Genomic DNA, 24,084 nt, shown 5'->3' with positions numbered 1-24,084 from the left:
CTCTACCACTGAGCTACTTCCGCATGACAAAAGGTATTTTACCACATTCACACTAGCTTGTCAACACATTATTTTATGTATTGAATACCGGGCTTTTTATCAGGTGCGTTCATCGGAACGCTTAATTATAATACCAAATCGCGTTGCTATTGTCAAGGGATTTTGTTAAAAAATATATTTTTTACTTCCCTGGCAAAGAGTTGTACTATGATAGCAAAATGAACAAGCAGCCCCATGAAGTTTAATCCGCTTCATGGGGCTGCCTGTTTCTGATGTGTGTAACGTACGTATCGTTAGAATGGAAGAGGTATTATCTTTAGAAGGGAAGAGGTGTAATGATAGGTGGAAGTGCTTTAGGAAAGAGCTTTGGCAATGACCGGATCGAGTTCTTCCGGTGTCGTGCTCGGTTCAAATCGCTGAACCTGTGAGCCGTCGCGGCTGACGAGGAATTTCGTAAAATTCCATTTTACGCCGTTGCCATCGGCATTTTCCGGATAATACTGGGCGACGACCTGTTTGATAAGGCGGCCGCTTTCTTTATCCAGTTCATAACCGGCAAAGGGTGCTGCTTCCGTCAGGTACTGATAGAGAGGAATAGCCTGTCCGCCACGTACGTCTACTTTGGCAAATAAGGGGAATGTCACGCCATGGTTGATGCGGCAGAAGCTTTCAATGCTGTCATTATCAGCCGGTTCCTGTTCGAGAAACTGGTTAGAAGGAAAGCCGAGAATGACCAGACCTTTATCTTTATATTTCTGATATAAAGCTTCCAGGCCGTCATATTGCGGCGTAAAACCGCATTTGCTGGCCGTATTGACGATGAGGAGGACACTGCCCTTATACTGGCTCAAGGGCACGTCATTGCCCCGGATATCCTTGACGGTGTAATCGTATATGCTCATGATCAGGGCCTCCTATTATAATTCATGGATCCGGCAGCCGCCGAATTCAGGAGAGCAGGCAGCGCCATCGAGAACGTCGGCATCGCCCGTTTCAAAACTTTCCTTCCACAGGCCATGGAGATTGCAGTAGGCGTAAATTTCACCGGCATCGCCTGTTTCAAACAAAGCTTTCGGTTCATCACCCGGCTTCAGGTAGTGGAAGTGGACGCCGCTGTCATCAACCAGGGCAATCCATTCGATGTAATGCTTTTCTTCCATAGGATGGGTAACGGATCCAACGTGGACCTCCAGGTGTCCATCAATTTTCTGGAAAGACGGTACGTGTTTTTCCTGTGCCGCATCGATAGAGCCAGCGACGAGGTGAGTCAGTTCCTGACCATCATAGATAACGCTGTCCGGAGCTTGTCCCCCCGTGAGTACTAATACTTTACCATCTATATTGTTGCGATAAAATTCTACATGTTTCATAATAGTGTCCTCCTTTGACGGGAACGAAATGTATGTATTTAATGTGATGTATTGATGTTTTTAAGTGGAATCTGTTTACTAGTGAATAATCATTTTTTATTACAAGTTAATTGTATACTAAAAAAGTCTACTTGTCAATAAAAAATAATGATTATCTGTTAATTATTTTTTTCACAATCATCCATTCTTCAGTCTCCGGCGGATACTGCTGTTGGGGATACGCATCTTCAGGCGGAATTTCGTTATCGTCCGGCGGGCAATATGGATATCGGCGGCGGCAAATCGATCGGCCAGTTCCTGATCGGAATAGGGGTGAGCTGCATCTTCTTCCTTAATCAGCTCAGCCATTTTCTGCCGGATAGCCTGATCAGAAATTTCCCCTTCAGCCCCGCTGTCTCTCCGGTAGGACTGGGCAAAGAAATCCTGTATGGCATAGGTCCGGCGGTCAAAGAGAACATATCTGCCATGACAGACACGGCTCACTGTCGCCGTGCTTAGTCCCGTTTCGACAGCTATATCTTTCTGGCGCAGGGGCTGCAGCGTATCGCCATAGAGGAAATGACCCTCCTGATGGCGTATGATACAATCCATGACCGTAAAAATAGACTGCCAGCGATAGGCCAGAGCCGACTGGAGGTCGAGGAAAGCCCTCCGTGCCTTGTGGATATAGGTCCGTGTCTTTTTGTCGCCTTGTTCTTCATATTCCTTATAAAGGTCTTCACGGAAAAACACTTCCGGCAGTTCTTCCAGAGAACGGACCGCCAGATGGCCCGATTCATCGGTATAGATTTCTACATCGGGGCGGACGAACTCCGTTTCCGTCTCAGCCTGTCCGGCAGGCTGCAGAGCCAGCGTCTTCAGAAAATCCCGTATAGCCTGAAGATCCGTATTGCTGAGTTCCATTTCTTTCTGCAGCTTCTGCCATTTCCCCGTGAGGAATTCCTGATAATGGTCCTGCAGGAGTTCTTCCGTCCGCGGCGGGGCATCGTCATGGCGCCGGGTCTGGATAAGCAGGGCTTCACAGATAGACCGGGCCCCGATGCCCGGCGGATCAAAGGATTGCACCAGAGCCAGTCCTTTTTCCATATCTTCCAGCGACAGGGCATAATCCTGGCCCAGAAGGTCAAGATCACCGGCAAAGAAACCTTTTTCATCAAGGGAGCGGATGATAAGGCCGGCAGCCAGCATAACCGGTTTCGAAACGTTTTGTACCCGCAGTTGTTTCATGAGCCCCGTTTCCAGTGAATCCCCGCGGTTCTTGATATTGTCAATGGGTTTTTCCTTGCCGTCTCCGCTGCTGGAACGGACATCTTTATACCGGATATCGAGGAGGGGATTATCGGTCACCTGTTCATGGAGGAAATCGGTCAAATCTTGTGAATGAAGGGTCAGCATCTGAATGGTCAGCCGCTGTATCTGGGACAATTTTGTTTTCTGTTCCAGTTTAAGTGCTATCTTTGCCATACTATCACGTCCTTTTACCTGTATGAAATAATTATACCATGATAGATGGCAAAAAAAAGCAGTCCCACTCTGGTTTTTATCATGGGACTGCTGACATTATTCTAAAAAGAGCACCAATGCCCCGATACCGGGAATGATGGTCATGACGACTTTCAAAACCTTCTGGGGAATGCGCCGGGTAAATTTAGCTCCTATGTAGGCCCCGGTCATGAGGCCGGCAACGACCTGGATGAACAAGGTGAAATCGAGATTGCCTTCCAGCAGATAACCCAGACCGCCAAACACGGCAATGGGCAGGATGACCATCATCGTCGTGCCAATAGCTACGGGAAGGGGCAGCCCAAATAAGATGAGCAGCACGAGCTGGATGAAGGGCGTCGCCCCAATGCCGAACGTGCCGGACAGACAACCGACGATGAATCCGGCCGGCACTGCGGTCAGCCAGAATCGGGAGCCACCCTCTAGTTCAGTCGTGCCCACATAGGCAAACGGCCCGGACTGGGGATGATAGAGGCGCAAGTACATGAGTGCCATAGAGAGGAGCATCATGCCACCAGTGAACCAGTGCAAATCAGCCGCCGGAATCATAGCCGCGATTTTAGCACCGGTAAACGCGCCGGCTGCACCGAATACACCGACAGCAGCTCCGGTGCGGATGCGGACATTTCCTTCACGGAAATGACTGACCGCCCCGGATAAGGTCGTAAAAGTCATGGCACTGAGACTCGTCCCCAGAGCCAGATGAATGGGCACGCCAAAGGCGGCCGTCAGCACGGCAATGACCACACCAGCTCCGCCAGCCCCGGTCAGTCCCAATAGGAACCCCAAAACAAATAACGTTATTAGAATCAACATTTCCATCACTCCTGTCCCGCCTGGTATTCTCTGAATATTACTATAGCATATTTCCGGTCATCTGTTATCTCTCCACCCAATAGATATCCAAGAACAGCAAAGGGCTCCGCCTCTCATGGCAGGCGGAGCCCTTTATTTCATACACCTATATCTATGTCCATACTGCCGGGAAAGCAGGACCCATCTGCTGCGTTACATCTTACTTCCCGTATACGGATTAAACAGCGGCAAATCCAGCATCGAAGGCTTTCTGGTTGACTTCGATGAATTTCGGTTTGACAGCCTTGGCAATAATGGCTTTCCAATCAATGTCGGTCATGCCGATTGCCTTGATGAGTGCCCCCAGAAGGACGACATTGGCACTTTTAGGATTACCCAGATCGGTAGCAATCTTTGTAGCGTCCAGACTCATGGTCGGCACCTGTTCAGAGAGACTTTCAACGATGTGTTCCGGATAGGTCCGGGACCCGGACAAAATAGGCATCGACGGAATCCGGTAGGTATTGACGACGATTTTGCCATCTTTCTTCAAATACTTGGCATAGCGGGCCGCTTCCATTTCTTCAAAGGAGACGAGGAGATCTGCCGTCCCTTCCCCGATGATAGGAGAATAGACTTTCTTGCCGAAGCGGACCTGGGTGCTGACGCTGCCGCCCCGCTGGCTCATGCCGTGTACTTCCGACATTTTTACATCATATCCATTTTCGATAAGCCCCATGGTCAGGATTTTGCTGGCCAGAATCGTTCCCTGACCGCCGACACCGACGAGAAGAACACTTTTTACATCACTCATTATTTATACCCCTTTCTGCTGATGGCTTTGACTGGGCAGACTTGCATACAGACTTTGCAACCGACACAGTCCGATTCTACGATTTCTGATTTCTTATCCTTCAGATTGAAGCGCAATGCCGGGCAGCCTGTGGTCAGGCACTTCTTGCAGCCAATGCACTTTTCTTCATCAATGATGCAAGGCGTCTTATCGAGATTGAATTCTTCTGCATCTTCGTGAGAGTATTTTTTGAGTACGCAGGGCCACTTGGTAATGATGACGACCGGTTCTTTTTCGATGGAATACGCCCAATCAAGGGTTGCTTTCATGTCGGCCAGGTTATTCGGATCAACCGTGCGGACGTTGCGGATGCCGAGTGCATGGACGACTCGTTCTACATCGATGAGCGTTGTCGGTTCGCCTTTAATGGTATAGCCCGTCCCAGGATTTTCCTGATGACCGGTCATGCCCGTAATGCGGTTATCGAGGATGACACAGATCGTATTGGATTTATTATACGATACTTCTGTAAGGGCATTGATACCCGTATGGAAGAAAGTCGAATCTCCCATGACGGCTACGACCCGTTTCTGCTGGCCACTGTCAGCAAAGGCTTTGACCATGCCGTGGCCCAGAGAGAAGGCACTGCCCATGCAAAGAGCCATATCTTTGGCATTGAGCGGTTCAGCACCGCCCAGGGCATAGCAGCCGATATCGCCGACCATGACCGTATCTTTACGTTTAGCCAGTTCATAGAAGAAACCGCGGTGGGGACAGCCGGCACAGAGCGCAGGCGGACGGGGGACAAATAAGTCATCGGAAACGGTGACCCCTTCTTGTCCTTTATGGAGAATCGCTTCAGCAATGATGTTCGGGTTCAATTCATCGATATTAGGAATGACGTCTTTCCCATGGCAGGAAATGCCGGCGCGCTGGATTTGTTCTTCCATGAACGGATCCAGTTCTTCGACGACATACAGCGTATCGACTTTATCGGCAAAGGCACGGATTTTATTCATGGGCAGTGGATAGGAAAAGCCCAATTTCAGGTACGATGCATTGTCGCCAAATACTTCTTTACAATAGTTGTAAGATACACCGGCTGTAATGATACCGATTTTTGTATCGTGCATTTCTTCAAAATTGAGCGGCGTCTGTTCGCTGTATTCTTTCAGTTTCTGTTCCCGTTCTTCGACAACGAAGCGTCGTACTTTAGAAATAGCCGGCACGGGATCCATCTTATCACGCTGTTTGACATAGGGAACCGCTTTGAAGGGAACGCGTTCACCCAATTCCACGAGGCTCTTAGAATGATCGACACGGGTCGTCATGCGCAGCATGACCGGCGTACCATAAGTTTCGCTGATTTTATATGCTTCGGCAACCATATCCTTAGCTTCCTGGGAGTCGGACGGTTCCAGCATAGCAATCTTGGCAAATTTGGCATAGTTGCGGTTATCCTGTTCGTTCTGGGACGAATGCATGCCCGGATCATCGGCGGAAACAAAGACAAGACCACCGTTGATAGCCAGATAAGCAAAGGTAAAGAGCGGATCGGCGGCCACGTTGAGACCTACCATCTTCATAGCTGCAAAAGAGCGGACACCACCGATAGAAGCGCCGATAGCTGCTTCCATGGCTACTTTTTCATTTGGCGCCCATTCGGAAGAAATACCGTCGTATTTCGCTACGTTTTCCAGGATTTCTGTGCTGGGCGTACCAGGATAGGCAGAAGCAAAAGACACGCCGGCTTCATATAACCCCCGGGCAATGGCTTCATTCCCCGTCATTAACTGTTTCATTCTGTTACCTCCTGTAAATAGACATATTGGAAAAATTATCCCTGATGACACTTGCGTGCCTGGATGAGACTGCTCGTCGGAACAGCCTGGATTTCGTCGCACATAGAGCGGACGGTGGACAAGACCTTATCCAGATCATATCCTGTATCATATCCTAAGGCCTGCAGCATATGCACCAGATCTTCTGTTGCGATATTACCTTTGGCCCCGGGCACGAAGGGGCAGCCGCCCAGGCCGCCGGCAGCTGCATCGAGAGAGGTTACGCCTTCTTCGACAGCTGCGTAAGCATTGGCCAGGCCCATGCCGTACGCATCATGGAGATGGATATCGATCTGACTGATATCACAGATTGACTTCAGGGCGCGGATAATTTCTTTTGTATGGGCCGGATTGGAAATACCTGCCGTATCGCCGAGGCCAATGCGGGTGACGCCGACCTTAAAGGCTTCTTCACACAGATATTTGATCCGGTCCGCCGGTACGTCATCACCGAAAGGAGACCCGAGACCGCAGGCCAGTGCCAGGGTCATCTTTACTCCTTTGACCTGGGATGCCATAGCCTTGAAGTTTTCCAGTGATTCTTCTATGGTCCGGTTGGCATTGCGTTTATTGTGTTCTTCGCTGGCAGAAATGACAAACTGGACGCTCGTCGCACCGGCCTTGAGAGCATTTTCAATGCCTTTGCCATTCAGTGTCAAAGCCATGAATTCGATATCTTTTCCTAATTCTTTCGCATACTTCTTACTTTCCTGCAGGACTTCTGCCGCATCCTTCATCTGCGGGACCCACTTAGGGCTGACGAAGGAGACGAGATCGAACATAGTGGCACCGTAATCGATCATTTCTTTGATATATTTGACTTTTGTTTCCGTCGGAATGGGAACTTTATGATTCTGCCAGCCATCGCGGGGGCAGACTTCTACGACGGTTATCTTTTTACCCATGATTCTTCCTCCTATTTAATAGCGCCATCGGCCTGCATAGCCGCAATCTGTTCATCCGAAAAGCCAAGTTCCTTCATGATATCTACATCGTCTTCACCGAGGTCCGGAGCCGATTTGCGGTATGTGCAGGGATAGGTATCCATCTTGATAGGATTGCCCAGGACGGTAAATTCGCCGGCTTTTTTGTCAGGAACCTTGACCAGCATATCTCTGGCTTCAACGATATTCTTATCATTGCATACGTCGGCAATATCATAAATCGGGCCGGCCGGAACGCCTGCACCGAGGATGATATCGACGACTTCCCGGCTCGTCTTATCGCTGGCCCAGTCTTCGATGATTTTTTTCAGGGAATCGGCATTCTTTTTGCGCAGTTCCGTATTCTTGTACAACGGATTCTGTGCCAGTTCAGGCATGCCCATGGCTGCCGAGAGGTGTTCAAAATGCTTGTCCGTCCCGCTGGCCAGTACGAAATAGGCATCCTTTGCTTTAAAGGAATCGTAAGGAGCGGAAGAAATGTATTTATTACCCGTCTTTTCGGGAACTTTGCCGGTATACAGATACTGCATGCATTTGGCTTCCAGGCCGGAGACGATGGAATCGACAAGAGCTACATCGATTTTCTGGCCTACGCCGGTCTTCTGCCGCTTAATCAGCGATGCCAGGATGCCCATACAGCAATTCATGCCGGCCATCATGTCGCCGATTGCCATGCCGGCACGGGTCGGTTCCGAACCGGGCCATCCGGTAATGCTCATGGAGCCGCCCATAGCCTGGGCGATGAGATCATATCCCGGACGGGAAGAATAGGGGCCGTACTGGCCAAAGCCGGAAATGGAAGCAAATATGATGCGCGGATTCAGGGCTTTACATTCTTCGTAGCCGAACCCTAATTTTTTGATAACGCCGGGACGCATATTTTCTAGAAGCACGTCGGCCGATTTGACCAATTCAGCAAAGGCCTTTTTCCCATCTTCTGATTTCAGATTGACGGCAAAACCGCGTTTGTTCCTGTTCAGATTGCCAAAATACATACTGCGGCCTGTCTTTTCTTCCAGTGGCCGTGCATAGCGGCAGAATTCGCCTTTGGTCAGTAAATTTTCTACTTTGATGACATCGGCTCCCATATCAGCCAGGAACATCCCGCAGTAGGGACCAGCCAGGAAACCTGTAAAATCGAGAACGCGGATACCTTCCAATAATCCTTCAGTCATGTCTTTCACCTTTTCCTTTCTTTTTATACAATCAGTCTTATGAGCATTTCATTCGCCAGTATATATGAAATTTCAATGCCAAATATGAAATTAGCCATATATAGGGATCTAGCGGTGTATGTGCGGGATGAACTGCAAGCGGCGTATATATTTTTTTACATTAATTTGACATTATCCCTATTTTCCCGTACACTGAAAGCGAGGTGAGGATATTGGAAAAAATCTGCTTCCTGGCCACTGACCAGGTCATGAAAAATAAAATCGAACAAGCCTTATGGAATCACACGAAAGAACCGGACAGTATGCCCATTGACGTAGCCATACTCGATTTCAATCATATCTTCCGGCAGGCCCGGGATATGATAAAAGAAGGGGCACAAGTTCTCATCGCCAGCGGCGGCACCTATCAGGAACTAGCTCCTGTCATCCGGGAGGTCCCGGTCCTGCGTCTGTACATTTCGACCTATGATATTATGTACGCCTTGGAACAGGCACGGAAGTATAAAAAAATTTATCTTCTCCTGAATTCCAGTGTCATCTTCGAAAGTTCTATGTGTCCGCCGGAATTACGGAGCAAAACGGAAATATATACCTATAAAGACCGGCCAGATCTGGAACATCTGGTGGACAGTCTCGATGTCGGTCCCGATATTGCTATCGTCGGCACAGCTATCCTGCCACGCATCACCAACATTCCTCTGCCCATATTTACTATCATGCCCAGCAATCCGACCATCTTTTCACTGTATCAGTATGCCCACGACCTGGCCTCGTTCAATAAGCGGGAACGGCAGCAGTTATCTTTGCTCTCCTCTGTATTGTCCCACGTCGATGAAGGCATCATCATGTACGATGCCGAAGGCACTATTTCCCATATTAACAAACAGGCCCGGCTATTCCTGAAGATCAGGGAAGATACGCCGTCTATGGAAACCATTCTCCCCAGGCAGCAGGGAAGCCATGCCTATTCCTATTCCAATACAATCGTAGAAAAACCACCTTATACGCTCGTACTGAATTCCTCACCCTTTTCTATCGACAAGCAGACCCGGTACATCCTGAGCATCCGTGATGTCACGCAGCTGCAAAAAATGGAAAAGAATATCCGCTATAAACTCTCCAAAACAGGTCTGACGGCAGTGCATCATTTCGCTGATATCCTGACGGCGGATGCAAAAATGAAAGCCCTCAAGGCAACGGCAGAGACGATGGCCGCCTATGACGCACCAATCCTCATCCAGGGAGAAAGCGGCACCGGCAAGGAACTTTTCGCCCAGAGCATCCACAATGCCAGTCCCCGCCGCAGCGGTCCTTTCGTCGCCGTCAACTGCGCCGCCCTGCCACCGGAACTGCTGGAGAGCGAACTCTTCGGCTATGAAAGCGGCGCTTTTACCGGGGCCCGTAAGGAAGGCAAAGCGGGATTATTCGAGCTGGCCCACGGTGGAACGATTTTCCTCGATGAAATCAACAGCATGTCGCCAGCTATCCAGTCCAAGCTCCTGCGTGTCCTGGAAACGAAACAGGTCATGCGCATCGGCTCGGACTATGTCATTCCCCTCGATATCCGCATCATTTCCGCCACTAATACGGATATCATCGAAAAAATCAACGAGGGCGCGTTCCGCAAGGATCTATACTTCCGCCTGAACACCCTGACTCTTACCCTGCCGTCTCTCGACGAACGGCCTGCCGATATTGTCTACCTCTTTCTCCATTTCCTGTCGGAATTCGCCGGGCACACCGTAAAAAAATCTGCCCTTCCGGAACCGCTCCGCCAGGCATTACAGGACCATCACTGGTGGGGCAATATCCGGGAAATACGCAGTACAGCTTTGCGGTATTATATTTATGGGAAACCCGATTCGCCTTCCTATGATTATCTCTTTGACCAGACAAATCACAAAAAGCGGGCCCACCTCATCGACCCGCGGACGTTCAAACTGGATATGAAAAAGGCCCAGCATACCTTCCAGCAGCTGGTCATCAACGACCTGCTGGAACAGGGGTATACGAAAACCGAAGTTGCTTCCATGCTCAACATCACCCGCCAGACTTTATTCAACCACCTGAAATAAAGCGTGCCGGCAGACTAAAAAGACGGAACCAAAATGGCTGAAAAGCTCATTGGGGTTCCGTCTCTGTTTATGTAGTCTATCTGCTTTTAAAGAGGACAGAGTATATTGGCAATAATATCAAAGAACAAGAACGCACAGATCATCAGTACCAGCAGGTTGGCTCCGGCAATGACGAGAAGCTGGACGAATACTTTATTCTGCTGTTCTTTGGTAAATTTATCCTTCAATTCTACAGCCATGATAGCAATGATCATGGCACCGCCCGTGGACATAGGAGAAATACCGCTGCAGGAGCCACCGGCTGCGACGGCTGACATGAGGGCCACGGGATTGACGCCGCCAATCTGCTGGGCAATGCCGACGCTCATAGGCATCATCGTCGGATAGACGACACCCAGGGCCGAACTGACGAAACTCAGCAGGCCAGCCGACAAAGCCATGAAGGTAGACGCCGTCGATGGCGACATCATGCCGGCCAAGATCTGCGTTAGGAGGGCAATGCCACCCGTTTTGGCCACGATATGGAGCAGCGCGCCTACACCGAGGACCATGAGGATAGTCCCCCAAGGAACGGATTTGATACACTTGCCATCATCGGCAATATGACATAACAGGAGGACAGCCGATACAATCAGTGCCGCCAGCCCGACGTTGACCTTTGCAAAAATGATCAGGGCCAGCATAGCGATAATGCCGCCGAAAGAAATCCACTGCTTTGTCGTAAAGCTTTTTGTTCCTTCTTCGTCACTTTCCATCTGTTCCGGCGCTTTTACTTTGTATCCTTTAAAGGCGATGAATAGCAGAATGGCCACTACAGCATTGAACAGCGTCACATTGACAATAATAGCCGGCACGGCACTGGCACTGCTGATTCCCGTATTTTCCAAGGCACTGAAAATAATGGCCGTTTCCGGCGTAATCGGGGAGAACCGGCCGCCGGTCATACCGCAGATGCCGATGAGAGACAACATGACCGGATTATAGCCGACCCGTATACCGACGGCAATGCCCATGGGAATCATAATGGCCAACACAGGAATGCCGCCCGGGCCGGCACCGGTAATAATGCCTCCGGCGACAAATAATAGAATCGGGATGAGCCATAACCGCCGTCCGGCAACGGCGACTATTTTGTATGCCAGCAGACCGAGAGCCCCCGTATCATTGACGATAGAAAACAAAAGAGTAATGCCGACCAGGGTAATGAATAAATTCCCATTGACACCGGCAATGATTTCTTTGCCCGGCAGCCCGATCAGCATTGTGCAGGGGACTGCCAGTGCCAATGCCACAATACCGATATTTATCTTACGGATAAAAGCCAGCACGATAGCTACAATAAAAAATATAATAGAAATAATATCTGCTCCCATATCAGGATCCTCCTCGTATTCACTAATCCGGTATTTCCGTACGTTCACCAATCCGGGCATAATACAATCACTGATTGATTCCATTATGCCCTTTTTCCCTTCCTGTTTGCTATCCCCCCCTCTTGATTATATGAGATATGAAATATGCGTTTTTGTATTTGGTATTGTATATGAAATTATAATGCCAAAATAAAAAAGGCTGTATACAGCGGTTTCCGGCCGTTCCGGACAAAATAGTGGCTTATGATGTATATATTTTTTTACATATATTTGACGTTTCGTATATATCCATATGCCATAACCACTATGCACAACAGAACTTCAAAAAGATGGTCCAAGTATTTGAAATACAGGGAGAATCCTCGTACAATAATAGTACTGCATGAAATCTTTATTTTACAGACAGGTACATTATGGACGAAGAAAAATATTTAGAACTCATCAAAATCAATCCGCTGACGATCCGGCACATCGACCATCCGTCGCAGCGCCTGCAGATGGCCGCTGTAGAAGGAAACGGCCTCATGATACAGTATATAGATCAGCCCGATGCCTCCATCCAAGAGGCCGCCATCGCCAATAAGCCTGAAGCTATCCGCTATATCCGCCAGCCCATTCCGGGACTGGCCGAAAAGGCCATCAAAGCCAACTGGTATAATCTGAGTTATATCAAGAATCCGCCAGAATCGCTGGTCCGTCTGGCACTGAAACAGTCGGCCTGGGCTATCCGCTACGCAAAAAATCCCAGCGAAGAACTGCAACTGGCCGCTATCGAAAAAAACTGGGAAGCACTGCAGTATATCAAGGACCCCACGCCAGCTGTGCAGCTGGCTGCCGTACGACAGAATCCGGAAGCGTTGCGCTACATGGAGTCTCCCACGGTAGAAGCTGCCGATCAGGCCATTGGCAGCGATGCACGGACACTGCGCTTTGTCATGCATCTGACCCACGACCAGGCCTTGCATTTCCTGGGCATCAACGTGTCTGTACTGGCCACGCTGCCACCGTCCATCCACATCAGCGAAGACGAATGCCGGTCTGTACTCAGCCAGGTCCTCGCCCGGACTGATGTACCGGAAAAATACGTCCGCAACCTCATCGGCTGCCACTGCCTGAAGCAGCTCTATCACTGGACACCAGCCGGCGTACTTCGTCTCATCTACCACCATGGCAGCCGCCGGGCTAAACAGATTGCCGTCGATGAACGGCTTCGTTTTAAACAGAACCGGGAGGAATCGTAATGGATACAACACTGGCAGACCAGGCATTCACCCTGCGCAGACGTCTGGAAATCTGGGCCAACGATTATTATTTTCTACCTGACCCCAAAGACCGGGCTACGGAACTTACGGCGCCATTAAAAGATGCCTTTTTTTCGTTTATCAGCCGCCTCAGTCTGGCTCTCATGGAAGATGAAGACAATTTCTTCGGCTATTTCTTTTTCCAGATGGGGAAAGAAATTGACCTGACCTTGCGGGCTCCGACGGGCGTCACTTTCCGGGGTACGAAATACATTCTTTTTTTCCAGCCCTTCCTGTTTCTGGAACAGACACCGGACCAGATGCTCAGTTCCATCCGTCACGAAATCCTGCACATCGTATTCCGCCATCTCCTGCGCGCCCGGGACCTTCGCAGTTCGTACAGCAAACTAGCCCTCAACCTGGCCATGGATGCCATCGTCAACACGTACCTCGACCCGGTCCCGGCTGACGGCGTGACAATTGAACGCATCAACGGCCAATATCAGCTCTATCTGACGCCATACGATACACTGGAAAATTACGCCGAACAAATCCAGCATGGCCTCGAATGGAAGAAAAAGAGCCAGACGACTACGACCGACCAGGTCACCGATTCGGACAAGCCCCAGTTCGACCCGGCCCACGCCCACGATTTGTGGGAAACGGCAGACGCCTCCGATCCGCAGACCATGGTCAAATTTACGGAAAAGTATCTCGACGAAGCCGATAAGGGCAATCTGCCATCTCATCTCAGCAGTGCCATCGCCGCTATCAAAAGCGAAAACCCGGCCCTGCCCTGGGACTGGTACCTGCGCCGCATGGCCGGCACGTTGTCGTGCGGCACCAAACACACGACGGCCCGGCTCAGCCGCCGCCAGCCGTACCGCCTCGACCTGCGGGGAGAACTCCATCATTATAAGGCGCGCATCCTCGTCGCCCTCGACGTGAGCGGCAGCATCAGTGATGCCGAGTTCCATCAGGCCATGGAAGAAGTATTGCATATCGTCCAGACCCAGCGCGTAGAAATCACGGTCATCGAATGCGATGATCAGATAAAAAAAGTCTATCACGTCCGTTCTGTCCGCGACTTGCAGGAACGCTATCCCTATCGGGGTGGAACGGCCTTTTCCCCGGTCTTTGCCTATGCCAATAAACATAAAATCGATCTGCTCATCTATTTTACCGACGGACAGGGAGAAGAGCGTCTGGAAGTCAAACCGGGAGGCTATAAAGTATTCTGGATTCTGTCCGGCAAAGGTAAGACCTTGTCCCTCCACAATCCGCCGGGCCTCATCAAACCACTGAAAACAAAAGAAGACATCACCCTTTCCGAACTGGATGATCCACATAACGACGGCTATTCCATGAATAATCAGGAACCCATCGCTTTTACCTGATGCACCTTAACAGACGTTTAACGCACACGTGCGTTAGGGTGTATTAAGGTGTGTGTTGAAATGTCGTTTTTTCCCTTATGTACACTACATCATCATACCATGGTCACGACGTATGCCAGGGCTTTGGCGCGGGCATACAGGGATTCTACGCAGGCGTATTCTTCCGGACTGTGATGACGACTGCCTTCAACCCCCATGGCACAGATAGTCGGTACGCCGGCAGCTACGGTATAGGCCGAGTCAGATCCGCCACCGACGATGATACCGCTGGGGCGGGGCATACCGAAAGACGCATAAGCCTCCTGGACTTTGGCCAGCAGACCATCAGTCCCGGCCATTCGTTCCATGGGAATGCAGCACGAAAGCCGCGTCAGAGATGTCTTTGTCCCATCAACATAGTTCGTATGTGCTACATCCTGCAATTTCGCTTCAATATCGGGGACATACTCTTTTTTGAGATAGCGGACATCGATGAGGATAGATGCCGTATCCGGGACGGCATTGGCTACGGTACCGCCGGAAATGACACCTACATTATAGGTCGTTCCCTGCTGCCAATCCGTCAGATTCTGGATAGCAATGACCTTGTGAGCCACTTCCAGGATAGCACTGCGGCCTTTTTCCGGTTCATTTCCTGCATGAGCCGCAATACCGGTGACATCCATGCGATAGGTCAGTGCCCCTTTACGCTGGACGACGACTTCATTTCCCAGGCGGCCGCTTTCGCAGTTAAAGGCAGCTACGGCTCCCCGGGCTTGTTCCATGATCTGCTGGTCGCAGTCAGAATCGCAGTGGCCTACCTCTTCATCACCGGCCAGGACGAGGCGGACCGGTCGTTTGGCCCAGCCCGCTTCTTTCAATGCTTTCATGGCAAATACGGCAATGGTTACGCCGCCTTTCATATCGAGGACACCGGGACCATAGGCCTTGCCATCCCGCAGGGTAAACGGCCGGGCTGCTACGGTACCATCAGGGAATACCGTATCCATGTGTCCCAAGAGGAGAACCGGGGCTTCCGGTACGTCTTCATTCAGGACCGACACGAGCATATTGCCGGCCCGTTTCATTTCGTGGATTTCCGTATGGGCCCCAATCGTATCCAGTTCTTCCTGTACCCGGTGCGCCACGGCATCGACACCGGCCTTATTGGCTGAACCGCTTTCTATCTGTACCAGCTGCCGCCAGAAATCTATCATGGCGTCGCGGTGCCCATCTATATAGACAGCAATCTGTTTCCGTATATCTTCCATTATATATCACTCCTTTATACCATGTTCCCCTATATCATAGCACAAGGTCCGGAAAAAGATAGTTTGCAGTCCCGAGTTTGCAGAGGAAAGACCGCTGGCCGGGGAAGGCCAGCCGTTAGCAGTCAGCAGCTAACGGCTGGTGGTCAGTAGGGCTTTGCCGTTTCTGCGCGTAAAACGGGGCTGTACCCTAATGAGCTTTTCAGCCATTGGGGTACAGCCCCTGTCTCTGATCTGACACTGCCGGATTATTTTCCCTGCAAACTAATTACTGGTCACTATCTTTCCCCGCCTGCGACGGCTTCGCGGCCTTTCTGGAAGGCCTTGAGATTGATATCGACGAATTTCGGTTTGACCGTACGGGAAATGAAGTCCGACCAGTCCAGATTGGTCAGGCCCAGTGCCTGGACGAGAGCCCCCAGGAGTACGACGTTGGCACTCTTGGGATTGCCGATTTCCGTAGCAATGCGGGTAGCATCGAGGTCGAGTACAGGGAAATCTTTTTTCAATGATTCAATAATGTGTTCCGGATAGGCAACCTGACCGGAGAGGACCGGCAGGGACGGGATGCAGAGCCGGTTGATGACCATCTTGCCATCGGGTTTCAGGAATTTGGCATAGCGGGCCGCTTCCATTTCTTCAAAGGCGACGAGGATATCTGCCATGCCTTCCCCGATAATCGGAGAGTAGACCTTTTTCCCGAAGCGGACCTGGGTGCTGACGCTGCCGCCACGCTGGCTCATGCCATGTACTTCCGACATTTTTACATCATATCCGTTTTCTATGAGACCCATGGTCAGGATTTTACTGGCCAGAATAGTTCCTTGTCCGCCGACACCGACGAGCAGTACATTCGTTACATCACTCATTATTTATACCCCTTTCTGCTGATAGCCTTGACCGGGCAGACCTGTGCGCATACGCGGCAGCCAACGCAGTCGCTTTCGACGATTTCCGATTTCTTATCTTTCAGATTGAAGCGCAGTGCCGGACAGCCTGTGGTCATGCACTTCTTGCAGCCGATGCATTTTTCTTCATCGACGACGCATGGCGTATGATCCAGATTGAATTCTTCCGCATCTTCCTGGGAGAATTTCTTGAGTACACACGGCCATCTGGTGATGATGACTACCGGTTCATTTTCCAGAGAATAGGCCCAATCGAGGGTTGCTTTCATATCGGCCAGGTTGTTGGGATTGACCGTGCGGACGTTCTTCAGTCCCAAGGCGTGGACGACCCGTTCCACATCGATGAGCGTCGTCGGTTCGCCTTTGATATTGTAGCCCGAACCGGGGTTGTCCTGGTGCCCGGTCATGCCGGTAATCCGGTTATCTAGAATGACGCAGATTGTATTGGATTTATTGTACGATACTTCCGTGAGAGAATTGATGCCCGTATGGAAAAAGGTAGAATCGCCCATGCAGGCGACGACCCGTTTCTGCTGGCCGCTCTTGGAGAAGGCGTGGCTCATGCCGTGGCCGATAGAGAAGGCACTGCCCATGCAGCCACCTAGATCCTTGGCATTGAGCGGTTCCGACCCGCCCAGGGCATAACAGCCGATATCGCCGACCATGACCGTATCTTTGCGCTTGCCCAGTTCATAGAAGAATCCCCGGTGAGGACAGCCAGCACAAAGAGCAGGCGGACGGGGGACAAACAGGCCATCGGGAACAGTCTTGCTGGGGAAACCCTTACCCAGGATGCCCGTAGCCACGATATTGGGATTGAGTTCATCAATATTTGGGATGACATCCTTGCCGTGACAGTCGATGCCGGCCGCTTTTATCTGTTCTTCCATGACCGGATCCAGTTCTTCGACGACATACAATGTATCTACTTTTTTGGAAAAAGCACGGATTTTTTCAATCGGCAGAGGATAGGAAAAGCCGATTTTCAGGTACGACGCCTTGTCTCCCAGCACTTCTTTGGCATACATATAAGCCACGCCGGATGCGACGATCCCGATTTTCGTATCGTGCATTTCTTCATAGTTGAAAGGAGAATTTTCCGAATATTCCTTCAGCTGTTTTTCCCGTTCTTCAATGACATAGCGGCGCTGCTTGGAAACGGCCGGCACATCATCGAGGCGGTCCCGTTGTTTGACATAGGGAACAGCCGGGACTTCCTTCCGTTCACCCAGTTCGACCAGGCTCTTGGAATGGTCCACCCGGGTCGTCAGGCGGATCATGACCGGCGATCCGTATTTTTCGCTGATTTCATAAGCTGCCCGGGTCATATCGAGACATTCCTGTGAATCAGCCGGTTCGAGCATACAAATTTTCATGGCCTTGGCATAGCGGCGGTTATCCTGTTCGTTCTGTGAGGAATGCATGCCCGGGTCATCGGCATTGACGAAGGCCATGCCGCCGTTGATTCCCTGATAGGCAAAAGTAAACATCGGATCAGCCGCTACGTTGAGGCCGACCATCTTCATCGCTGCAAATGACCGGACACCGCCCATGGATGCCCCGATAGCCGCTTCGACGGCAACCTTTTCATTCGGTGCCCATTCGGAGTAGATTTCATCGTACCTGGCTACGTTTTCCAGGATTTCTGTACTCGGCGTACCCGGGTAAGCTGATGCAAAGCTGACGCCTGCTTCATAGAGCCCGCGGGCAATCGCTTCATTACCAGAAAGTAATTTTTTCATGTATAGACCTCCCGTCCTTTTTAGAACGTAAACTAAATGACTGCATTACACTACTGTACATGGAATAACCGTGCCAGATACTATAGCTGGCAAAATGCCCTGCAAATGCGCTTTGTCACCATCCGGCCAATCTGGTATTTGTACGGAATGTTAAATATTTTTGTCGTCTTTTACATCTGGCATTTACAGACATCCCATTCCGGTATACACTGGTACAAAGAAAAGGAGGGCGACTATGGATACCATCTATTTTTTAATCGCCGATACCGTGCAGGAACGCATGATAGAACAGACCTTGTGGTCCTATCAGGAGAGCTTCAATACGCATCACGTCGCCATCAGGATTGAAATCATCGATTTCCCCCGTCTGCCGGACCAGGCCCGCGCTATGATCCGCAAAGGAGCCCGGGTCATCATCACCAACAGCGGGTCCTATCAGATATTGTCCAATGCCATCGACGAAGTCCCCATTCTCTGCCTGTACAGCTCGACAAATGATGTCCTGTATACTCTCCGGGATATCCACTGCCAGAAAATCCATTTGTTCCTGAATAAACATTTCATCTTCAATATCAACGCCTGCCCGCCGGATGTACGCCAGCGCCTCATCGTCCATCCTCCCTACGGGATCGAACCGACTTACCACAAACTGCTGAAAATGGTGCAAAGCCTGCCGGTGACGCCCGATACGGCCATCGTCGGCTGCACTCTGCTGCCCCAGATTGCCCGGAACAGCCCCATGCCGATTTATCCCATCCGGCCCAGCGAATCGACCATCCTGTCCGTATACCAGTATGCCCTGGAACTCATTGCCTTCAATAAGAAAGACCGCCGCCAGCTTTCTCTCCTGGCCTCCATCCTGTCCCACGTGACCGACGGCATCATCCTGTATTCCACAGGAGGCGTCATTTCTCATATCAACCGTCAGGCCCGGGCTTTCCTGTCCCTGCCGCCCAATACGCGGAACATACGCGATATTTTCCCGGACTGGCAGGAGGGGAGCCAGCCATCGTTCAAAGAAAAAATCATCCAGCGGCCGCCTTATACCCTGGTAGCCAATTCGGACGTATTCCTCATGGATAAGGAAAAACAGTATATCCTCACTCTGCGTGACGTGACCGAACTGCAGCGGATGGAAAAAAATATCCGTTACAAACTCTCCCGGACAGGCCTCACGGCCAGCCATCATTTCTCCGATATCAAGACGACCGACCCGGCCCTGCAGACGCTGATCCGTCGTGCTGCCACCATGGCCTCTTACAATGCACCTATCCTCATACAAGGGGAAAGCGGCACCGGCAAAGAACTCTTTGCCCAGAGCATCCACAACGCCAGTCCCCGGCGCAACGGCCCCTTCGTCGCCATCAACTGTGCCGCCCTGCCACCGGATATCCTCGAAAGTGAACTGTTCGGATACGTAGGAGGTACCTTTACGGGAGCTCGCAAAGAAGGCAAGGCCGGCCTCTTTGAAATCGCCCACAATGGCACGATTTTCCTCGATGAAATCAACAGCATGCCTCAGGACATCCAGTCCAAACTGCTGCGCGTCCTGGAAACCAAACAGGTCATGCGCCTGGGGTCAGACTACGTCATTCCCCTCGACATCCGCATCATCTCAGCCAGCAATGCCGATATCATCCAGTCGGTCCGCAAGGGAACATTCCGGCGCGACCTCTTCTTCCGCATCAACACCCTGCGCCTGACCCTGCCATCCCTCAACGACAGGCCATCGGATATTCCGTACCTGTTTTCCTATTTCCTCAACACCATTTCCGGTACCTCAGTCCCAGTCCCACAAGCACTGAAAAAAATACTCACCCATCATCACTGGTGGGGAAATATCCGGGAACTGTACAGCGTAGCCCTGCGATACCATATCTATGGCGATACCGGTGATTCGTCCTACCAATACCTGTTCGACACGACAGAGGAAGAACAGACACCGCAGCTCCTTGATACGGGTTCCCTGTCCCTCAATATGAAAAACCTGGAAACGGCCATCGAACAAATCCTCATACAGGAATTATCCGACAAAGGCTATACCCAGACAGACATAGCCAGACTCCTGAACGTCTCCCGCCAGACCGTATTCAACAAGATGAAGAAATGACAGTCAAAAACCGCCCTGCACGCGATACATGCAGGGCGGTTTTTTTAGCTGATTCATTAAAGAATGGATTTGTAGAGAGCGACGATCTGGGATTTTTCTACATCACGAGGATTGCCCGGTGTGCAAGCATCGGCCATGGCAGAGTCGGCAAGGAAGTCGATGTCTTTTTCCTGTACGCCCAGGTCAGATAATTTACGGGGAATTCCGACATCATCGGCCAGTTTCTGGCAGGCATCGATAGCAGCCTTGCGGTATTCTTCCTGGCTCATGTCATCGACACCGGCGACGCCCATGGCACGGGCTACTTCACGGTAGCGTTCGCCCGTTGCTTCAGCATTGAAGGTGAGGACCGGTGCCAGGAGGATAGCGCAGGCTACACCGTGAGGAATGTCATAGAAGGCACTGAGGGGATGGGCCATGGAGTGATCGATGCCGAGGCCGACGTTGGAGAATCCCATGCCGGCGATATACTGGCCGAGGGCCATTTCTTCACGGGCTTTCATGTCGCCTTCGACGGATTTACGAAGCCATTTGCTGATGATTTCAATGGCTTTGAGATGCATCATATCGGTCATTTCCCAGGCGTTCTTTGTAATATAGCCTTCGATAGCGTGTACGAGAGCGTCCATGCCAGTAGCGGCACAGAGTTTCTTCGGCATCGATGCGACCATATCAGGGTCGATGACGGCTACGATAGGGATATCGTGGGGGTCACAGCAGACGAATTTACGGTGTTTTTCCGGGTCAGTAATGACGTAGTTGATGGTTACTTCGGCTGCCGTGCCGCTGGTCGTAGAAACGGCAATGATGGGCAGACATTTGTTTTTCGTCGGCGATGCCCCTTCGAGGCTGCGTACGTCGGCAAATTCCGGATTGGTGAGGATGATGGCAATGGCCTTGGATGTATCCATGGCAGCACCGCCGCCGACGGCTACGATAATATCGGCTTTAGCCTGCTTGCAGAATTCGACGCCTTCCTGTACATTCTGGATGGTCGGGTTCGGTTTGATATGATCGTAAACGGTATAGGCAATGCCGGCCCCATCGAACAGGTCTGTGATTTTCGTCGCTACTTTAAATTTCATGAGGTCCTTGTCGGTGATGACGACGACATGCTGGCAGCCGCGGTTTTTGACTTCTGTTACGATTTCGTTAATGGCACCTTTGCCAAAATACGATGTTTCATTCAATGTAATCTTATTTGCCATAATAAGTTGTTCCTCCTTTTAACATAGGTAATACCAGATTTTGCTTATTTATATGGAATCTCTATGCCAAATAAAGAAATCAGGAGCCATCTGTCTGCCATATCCCGGAAGGATGCCCTATTGGCGGCGTTGAAGAGTCTGCAAAAAAACCTCGTCAGGTGAATACGCGAACCCTGCGAGGTTATTTTGTCTCATTATTCTTATTTTTCTCAAGAAACCAGTGATATATTTTGATATAAATGAGATTTTTGATACTTAGTGAAATTGCCGGCGAATCTGTTTCGGCACGATGCCATAGTGACGGCACAGGCGGTAAAAGGTGGCCCGGCTGACGCCCATGGCAGACGCCGCCTGTTCGACGCAGCCCCGGGCTTCTTCGAGATAGTGCAGGCATTCGGCTCGTTCATACGAAGCAGCTTCCGCCGGAGATTCCGGAGAAAGGGGAGACGATGGCGATAGGGCATCATGCTGTGATGAAGGCAGATGAAAGTCTGATGCCGTAATAGCCGGGCCACTGCTGGTATAAAAGGCTCGTTCCAGGGCATTCTGCAATTCCCGCACGTTACCAGGCCAGTCATAGGCCAAAAGCGCCGGCATGGCATCGGGAGCCAGGTGGCGCTGCCGGCTGGGATATCGTTTGTTAAACCGGGCCAGGAACCGGTCTGTACAACAGGCGATATCGCCGGGCCGCTGGCGCAGGGGCGGGATGTCGAGACGCAGGACGTTGAGCCGGTAGTAGAGATCGCCCCGGAAGGCTCCCCGTCCTACTTCCTGTTCGAGATGGCGGTTTGTCGCGGCGATGACCCGTACATCCAGTTTTTTCTCTTCTTTACCGCCGATACGGCGGATGCGCAATGTCTCTACGGCACGCAGCAGTTTGGCCTGGAATTCGATAGGCATTTCCCCGATTTCGTCGAGAAACAGGGTGCCATGGTCGGCCAGCTCGAATTTTCCCGGATTTCCCTCCCGGAGAGCTCCGGTAAAGGCGCCTTTTTCATAACCGAACAGTTCGCTTTCCATGAGATCCCGCGGCAGGGAAGCACAGTTGACGGCGACAAAGGGGCCGTCAGCCCGGCTGCTGCCCGAGTGGATGGCCTGGGCAAACAGTTCTTTGCCCGTACCGCTTTCGCCTTCGATGAGGACGCTGCCATCATAGCGGGCATACTGGCGCGCCCGGTCGATGACCTGTTTCATCAGGGGATCGGCCGCATAGATATCGCCAAAGGTATAGGCGGCCTGATTGCCCGACACGCGGTTGACTGAACGGAAGAGGTGTTCCTGCCGTCGCAGGATAACCGTATAGGTCCGGCCTGTCGCGTCGGCAGTCTTGGAGATGGTCGCACTGAACCGGCGTACATTTCCGGGCAGGACGACGCGCAGGTCATCAATATACAGCGGGGCATGGCGGTGGGCATCATCGGTCATGTCCCAATCGACCTGGGGCATAACCTGATGGAAGTCGAGTCCGGCCAGACGGGCCTGGGACAAGCCCAGTTCCCGCTGGGCCGTGGCATTGGCCCAGCGCAGTTCCAGTTTGTCATTCAGCAGCAGAATCGATTCGCGGATACCGTTAGCAGCAGCCCGCATGAAATGACTCTGATGGTAGCTGATGAGCGTCCGTTCGATACTGAACGCGCAGGCTACGACCAGTGCCAGCGTATGAGGATGGGCGGCTCCGGCACTGCCCGATAAGTCGAGGCTGCCGATGACCGCTCCGTCTACGCCGTGGATAGGGGCAGCCGAGCAGGTCCAGCCGTGCTGGTCGGCACAGTAATGTTCGGCACCGATGAGCTGGACGGGCTGATTATATTCCAGGGCGATGCCCGGCGCATTAGTCCCTACCTGATCGTTGCGCCACACCGAGCCCCGGCGGAAGAGGATATTTTCTGAACGGGCCAGGATGGCATCATCACCGATGGTAGACAGGACATAGCCTTCTTCATCGGTCAGTGCCAGCAGGAAATGGGAATCGCGGATAATTTCATGGACGGACTGCATGATGGGACCAGCCGTCTGCAGAAGGAGACGGCTGCGCTGCAGGATCTGCTGCCATTTCCCCGGATCGGCGGTCGTACTGCTGCGCCGCCAGGGATCGACACCGCGGCACCGGCATTCCTGCCATGACCGGGCGACAAGAGGCGGCAGGCGCGGGTCCAGGGTCCCGTCTTCCATGAACCGCTGCCAGATTCGTTTCCGTTGTTCATTATCCATACAGCCTTACCTCCCAGTAAAAAAATAACTCCTGCCTATAAGAGTACCATGACAGGAGTCATTTTTCTATGGGTTTACCATTCTTTTGTAACGATAGCTCTGACCGGGCAGACTTGCGCACACAGGAAGCAGGCGGCGCAATCGTATATCA

18 protein-coding genes are annotated in these 24,084 nt (G+C 51.4%); 4 read left to right on the top strand and 14 right to left on the bottom strand.

Annotation, left to right across the window (positions count from 1 at the left end; all coding sequences use genetic code 11):
* Nucleotides 1-353: 353 nt before the first annotated feature.
* From B4H10_RS05175 to B4H10_RS05140, 8 genes are all read right to left on the bottom strand, one after another.
* Nucleotides 354-902 carry a glutathione peroxidase gene (locus B4H10_RS05175; RefSeq protein ID WP_292018326.1) on the bottom strand — a complete coding sequence of 183 codons (549 nt, stop codon included), beginning with the start codon at nucleotides 900-902 and terminating at the stop codon, nucleotides 354-356.
* 15 nt (nucleotides 903-917) lie between these two features.
* The gene (locus B4H10_RS05170; protein WP_292018325.1) at nucleotides 918-1,370 is read right to left on the bottom strand and encodes a desulfoferrodoxin family protein; all 453 of its coding nucleotides are present in this window, start codon (nucleotides 1,368-1,370) and stop codon (nucleotides 918-920) included.
* Nucleotides 1,371-1,547: 177 nt separating this feature from the next.
* Nucleotides 1,548-2,834, bottom strand: a complete 1,287-nt coding sequence (rpoN, locus tag B4H10_RS05165; RefSeq protein ID WP_292018324.1) for an RNA polymerase factor sigma-54 — start codon at nucleotides 2,832-2,834, stop codon at nucleotides 1,548-1,550.
* A gap of 96 nt (nucleotides 2,835-2,930) precedes the next feature.
* Complete coding sequence (locus B4H10_RS05160; RefSeq protein WP_292018323.1) at nucleotides 2,931-3,689, bottom strand: sulfite exporter TauE/SafE family protein; 759 nt, start codon at nucleotides 3,687-3,689, stop codon at nucleotides 2,931-2,933.
* 217 nt (nucleotides 3,690-3,906) lie between these two features.
* The gene (locus B4H10_RS05155; protein ID WP_113855239.1) at nucleotides 3,907-4,482 is read right to left on the bottom strand and encodes an indolepyruvate oxidoreductase subunit beta; all 576 of its coding nucleotides are present in this window, start codon (nucleotides 4,480-4,482) and stop codon (nucleotides 3,907-3,909) included.
* A complete protein-coding gene (gene iorA / locus B4H10_RS05150; protein WP_292018322.1) occupies nucleotides 4,482-6,263 on the bottom strand; it encodes an indolepyruvate ferredoxin oxidoreductase subunit alpha in 1,782 nt (593 codons plus the stop codon). Before iorA (B4H10_RS05150) ends, B4H10_RS05155 begins: the two co-directional genes overlap by 1 nt.
* A 35-nt stretch (nucleotides 6,264-6,298) precedes the next feature.
* The gene (locus tag B4H10_RS05145; protein ID WP_113855237.1) at nucleotides 6,299-7,207 is read right to left on the bottom strand and encodes a hydroxymethylglutaryl-CoA lyase; all 909 of its coding nucleotides are present in this window, start codon (nucleotides 7,205-7,207) and stop codon (nucleotides 6,299-6,301) included.
* Between the two features lie 11 nt (nucleotides 7,208-7,218).
* Nucleotides 7,219-8,421 carry a CaiB/BaiF CoA transferase family protein gene (locus B4H10_RS05140; protein ID WP_113855236.1) on the bottom strand — a complete coding sequence of 401 codons (1,203 nt, stop codon included), beginning with the start codon at nucleotides 8,419-8,421 and terminating at the stop codon, nucleotides 7,219-7,221.
* Between the two features lie 203 nt (nucleotides 8,422-8,624).
* Between B4H10_RS05140 and B4H10_RS05135 the strand changes: the two genes are divergently transcribed.
* Complete coding sequence (locus tag B4H10_RS05135; RefSeq protein WP_292018321.1) at nucleotides 8,625-10,496, top strand: sigma 54-interacting transcriptional regulator; 1,872 nt, start codon at nucleotides 8,625-8,627, stop codon at nucleotides 10,494-10,496.
* Nucleotides 10,497-10,582: 86 nt separating this feature from the next.
* Here B4H10_RS05135 and B4H10_RS05130 read toward each other — a convergent pair whose 3' ends face one another.
* Entirely contained in the window at nucleotides 10,583-11,869 is a 1,287-nt protein-coding gene (locus tag B4H10_RS05130) for an SLC13 family permease (protein ID WP_113855234.1), read from the bottom strand.
* Between the two features lie 413 nt (nucleotides 11,870-12,282).
* On the opposite strand from B4H10_RS05130, the gene B4H10_RS05125 reads away from it, so the two are divergent.
* Both B4H10_RS05125 and B4H10_RS05120 read left to right on the top strand, forming a co-directional pair.
* The gene (locus B4H10_RS05125) at nucleotides 12,283-13,110 is read left to right on the top strand and encodes a hypothetical protein (protein WP_170087317.1); all 828 of its coding nucleotides are present in this window, start codon (nucleotides 12,283-12,285) and stop codon (nucleotides 13,108-13,110) included.
* On the top strand, nucleotides 13,110-14,507 hold the full coding sequence (locus B4H10_RS05120; RefSeq protein ID WP_170087318.1) for a VWA-like domain-containing protein: 1,398 nt from the start codon (nucleotides 13,110-13,112) through the stop codon (nucleotides 14,505-14,507). Before B4H10_RS05125 ends, B4H10_RS05120 begins: the two co-directional genes overlap by 1 nt.
* Before the next feature lie 92 nt (nucleotides 14,508-14,599).
* Here B4H10_RS05120 and B4H10_RS05115 read toward each other — a convergent pair whose 3' ends face one another.
* The 3 genes from B4H10_RS05115 to iorA (B4H10_RS05105) all read right to left on the bottom strand — a co-directional run bounded on the left by B4H10_RS05115 (nucleotide 14,600) and on the right by iorA (B4H10_RS05105) (nucleotide 18,404).
* Nucleotides 14,600-15,757 carry a M20 family metallopeptidase gene (locus tag B4H10_RS05115; RefSeq protein WP_206084914.1) on the bottom strand — a complete coding sequence of 386 codons (1,158 nt, stop codon included), beginning with the start codon at nucleotides 15,755-15,757 and terminating at the stop codon, nucleotides 14,600-14,602.
* Nucleotides 15,758-16,032: 275 nt separating this feature from the next.
* Nucleotides 16,033-16,623: an indolepyruvate oxidoreductase subunit beta gene (locus B4H10_RS05110; RefSeq protein WP_292018320.1), complete on the bottom strand. Its 591-nt coding sequence runs from the start codon at nucleotides 16,621-16,623 to the stop codon at nucleotides 16,033-16,035.
* A complete protein-coding gene (iorA, locus tag B4H10_RS05105) occupies nucleotides 16,623-18,404 on the bottom strand; it encodes an indolepyruvate ferredoxin oxidoreductase subunit alpha (RefSeq protein WP_113855230.1) in 1,782 nt (593 codons plus the stop codon). Before iorA (B4H10_RS05105) ends, B4H10_RS05110 begins: the two co-directional genes overlap by 1 nt.
* A gap of 235 nt (nucleotides 18,405-18,639) precedes the next feature.
* Here iorA (B4H10_RS05105) and B4H10_RS05100 point away from each other — a divergent pair, with 235 nt between their 5' ends.
* Nucleotides 18,640-20,514, top strand: coding sequence for a sigma-54 interaction domain-containing protein (locus B4H10_RS05100; RefSeq protein WP_292018319.1), 1,875 nt, complete (start codon nucleotides 18,640-18,642; stop codon nucleotides 20,512-20,514).
* A gap of 56 nt (nucleotides 20,515-20,570) precedes the next feature.
* On the opposite strand, the gene fucO is transcribed toward B4H10_RS05100, so the two are convergent.
* Entirely contained in the window at nucleotides 20,571-21,722 is a 1,152-nt protein-coding gene (gene fucO / locus B4H10_RS05095) for a lactaldehyde reductase (protein ID WP_059076285.1), read from the bottom strand.
* A gap of 255 nt (nucleotides 21,723-21,977) precedes the next feature.
* Nucleotides 21,978-23,933, bottom strand: a complete 1,956-nt coding sequence (locus B4H10_RS05090; RefSeq protein WP_059076284.1) for a sigma-54-dependent Fis family transcriptional regulator — start codon at nucleotides 23,931-23,933, stop codon at nucleotides 21,978-21,980.
* Between the last annotated feature and the right edge of the window lie 151 nt (nucleotides 23,934-24,084).

The organism is Megasphaera sp. UBA4382 (assembly GCF_002391155.1).
Taxonomy (GTDB): Bacteria; Bacillota; Negativicutes; order Veillonellales; family Megasphaeraceae; genus Megasphaera; species Megasphaera hexanoica.
Note: the sequence above shows the minus strand (reverse complement) of the source record. Positions and strands in the feature narration are given on the sequence as shown.

What these genes read in the sequence shown, in the direction of transcription:
- B4H10_RS05175 (WP_292018326.1), bottom strand. Translation starts at nt 902, where the DNA reads ATGAGCATATACGATTACACCGTCAAGGATATCCGGGGCAATGACGTG.
- B4H10_RS05170 (WP_292018325.1), bottom strand. Translation starts at nt 1,370, where the DNA reads ATGAAACATGTAGAATTTTATCGCAACAATATAGATGGTAAAGTATTA.
- rpoN (WP_292018324.1), bottom strand. Translation starts at nt 2,834, where the DNA reads ATGGCAAAGATAGCACTTAAACTGGAACAGAAAACAAAATTGTCCCAG.
- B4H10_RS05160 (WP_292018323.1), bottom strand. Translation starts at nt 3,689, where the DNA reads ATGTTGATTCTAATAACGTTATTTGTTTTGGGGTTCCTATTGGGACTG.
- B4H10_RS05155 (WP_113855239.1), bottom strand. Translation starts at nt 4,482, where the DNA reads ATGAGTGATGTAAAAAGTGTTCTTCTCGTCGGTGTCGGCGGTCAGGGA.
- iorA (WP_292018322.1), bottom strand. Translation starts at nt 6,263, where the DNA reads ATGAAACAGTTAATGACGGGGAATGAAGCCATTGCCCGGGGGTTATAT.
- B4H10_RS05145 (WP_113855237.1), bottom strand. Translation starts at nt 7,207, where the DNA reads ATGGGTAAAAAGATAACCGTCGTAGAAGTCTGCCCCCGCGATGGCTGG.
- B4H10_RS05140 (WP_113855236.1), bottom strand. Translation starts at nt 8,421, where the DNA reads ATGACTGAAGGATTATTGGAAGGTATCCGCGTTCTCGATTTTACAGGT.
- B4H10_RS05130 (WP_113855234.1), bottom strand. Translation starts at nt 11,869, where the DNA reads ATGGGAGCAGATATTATTTCTATTATATTTTTTATTGTAGCTATCGTG.
- B4H10_RS05125 (WP_170087317.1), top strand. Translation starts at nt 12,283, where the DNA reads ATGGACGAAGAAAAATATTTAGAACTCATCAAAATCAATCCGCTGACG.
- B4H10_RS05120 (WP_170087318.1), top strand. Translation starts at nt 13,110, where the DNA reads ATGGATACAACACTGGCAGACCAGGCATTCACCCTGCGCAGACGTCTG.
- B4H10_RS05115 (WP_206084914.1), bottom strand. Translation starts at nt 15,757, where the DNA reads ATGGAAGATATACGGAAACAGATTGCTGTCTATATAGATGGGCACCGC.
- B4H10_RS05110 (WP_292018320.1), bottom strand. Translation starts at nt 16,623, where the DNA reads ATGAGTGATGTAACGAATGTACTGCTCGTCGGTGTCGGCGGACAAGGA.
- iorA (WP_113855230.1), bottom strand. Translation starts at nt 18,404, where the DNA reads ATGAAAAAATTACTTTCTGGTAATGAAGCGATTGCCCGCGGGCTCTAT.
- B4H10_RS05100 (WP_292018319.1), top strand. Translation starts at nt 18,640, where the DNA reads ATGGATACCATCTATTTTTTAATCGCCGATACCGTGCAGGAACGCATG.
- fucO (WP_059076285.1), bottom strand. Translation starts at nt 21,722, where the DNA reads ATGGCAAATAAGATTACATTGAATGAAACATCGTATTTTGGCAAAGGT.
- B4H10_RS05090 (WP_059076284.1), bottom strand. Translation starts at nt 23,933, where the DNA reads ATGGATAATGAACAACGGAAACGAATCTGGCAGCGGTTCATGGAAGAC.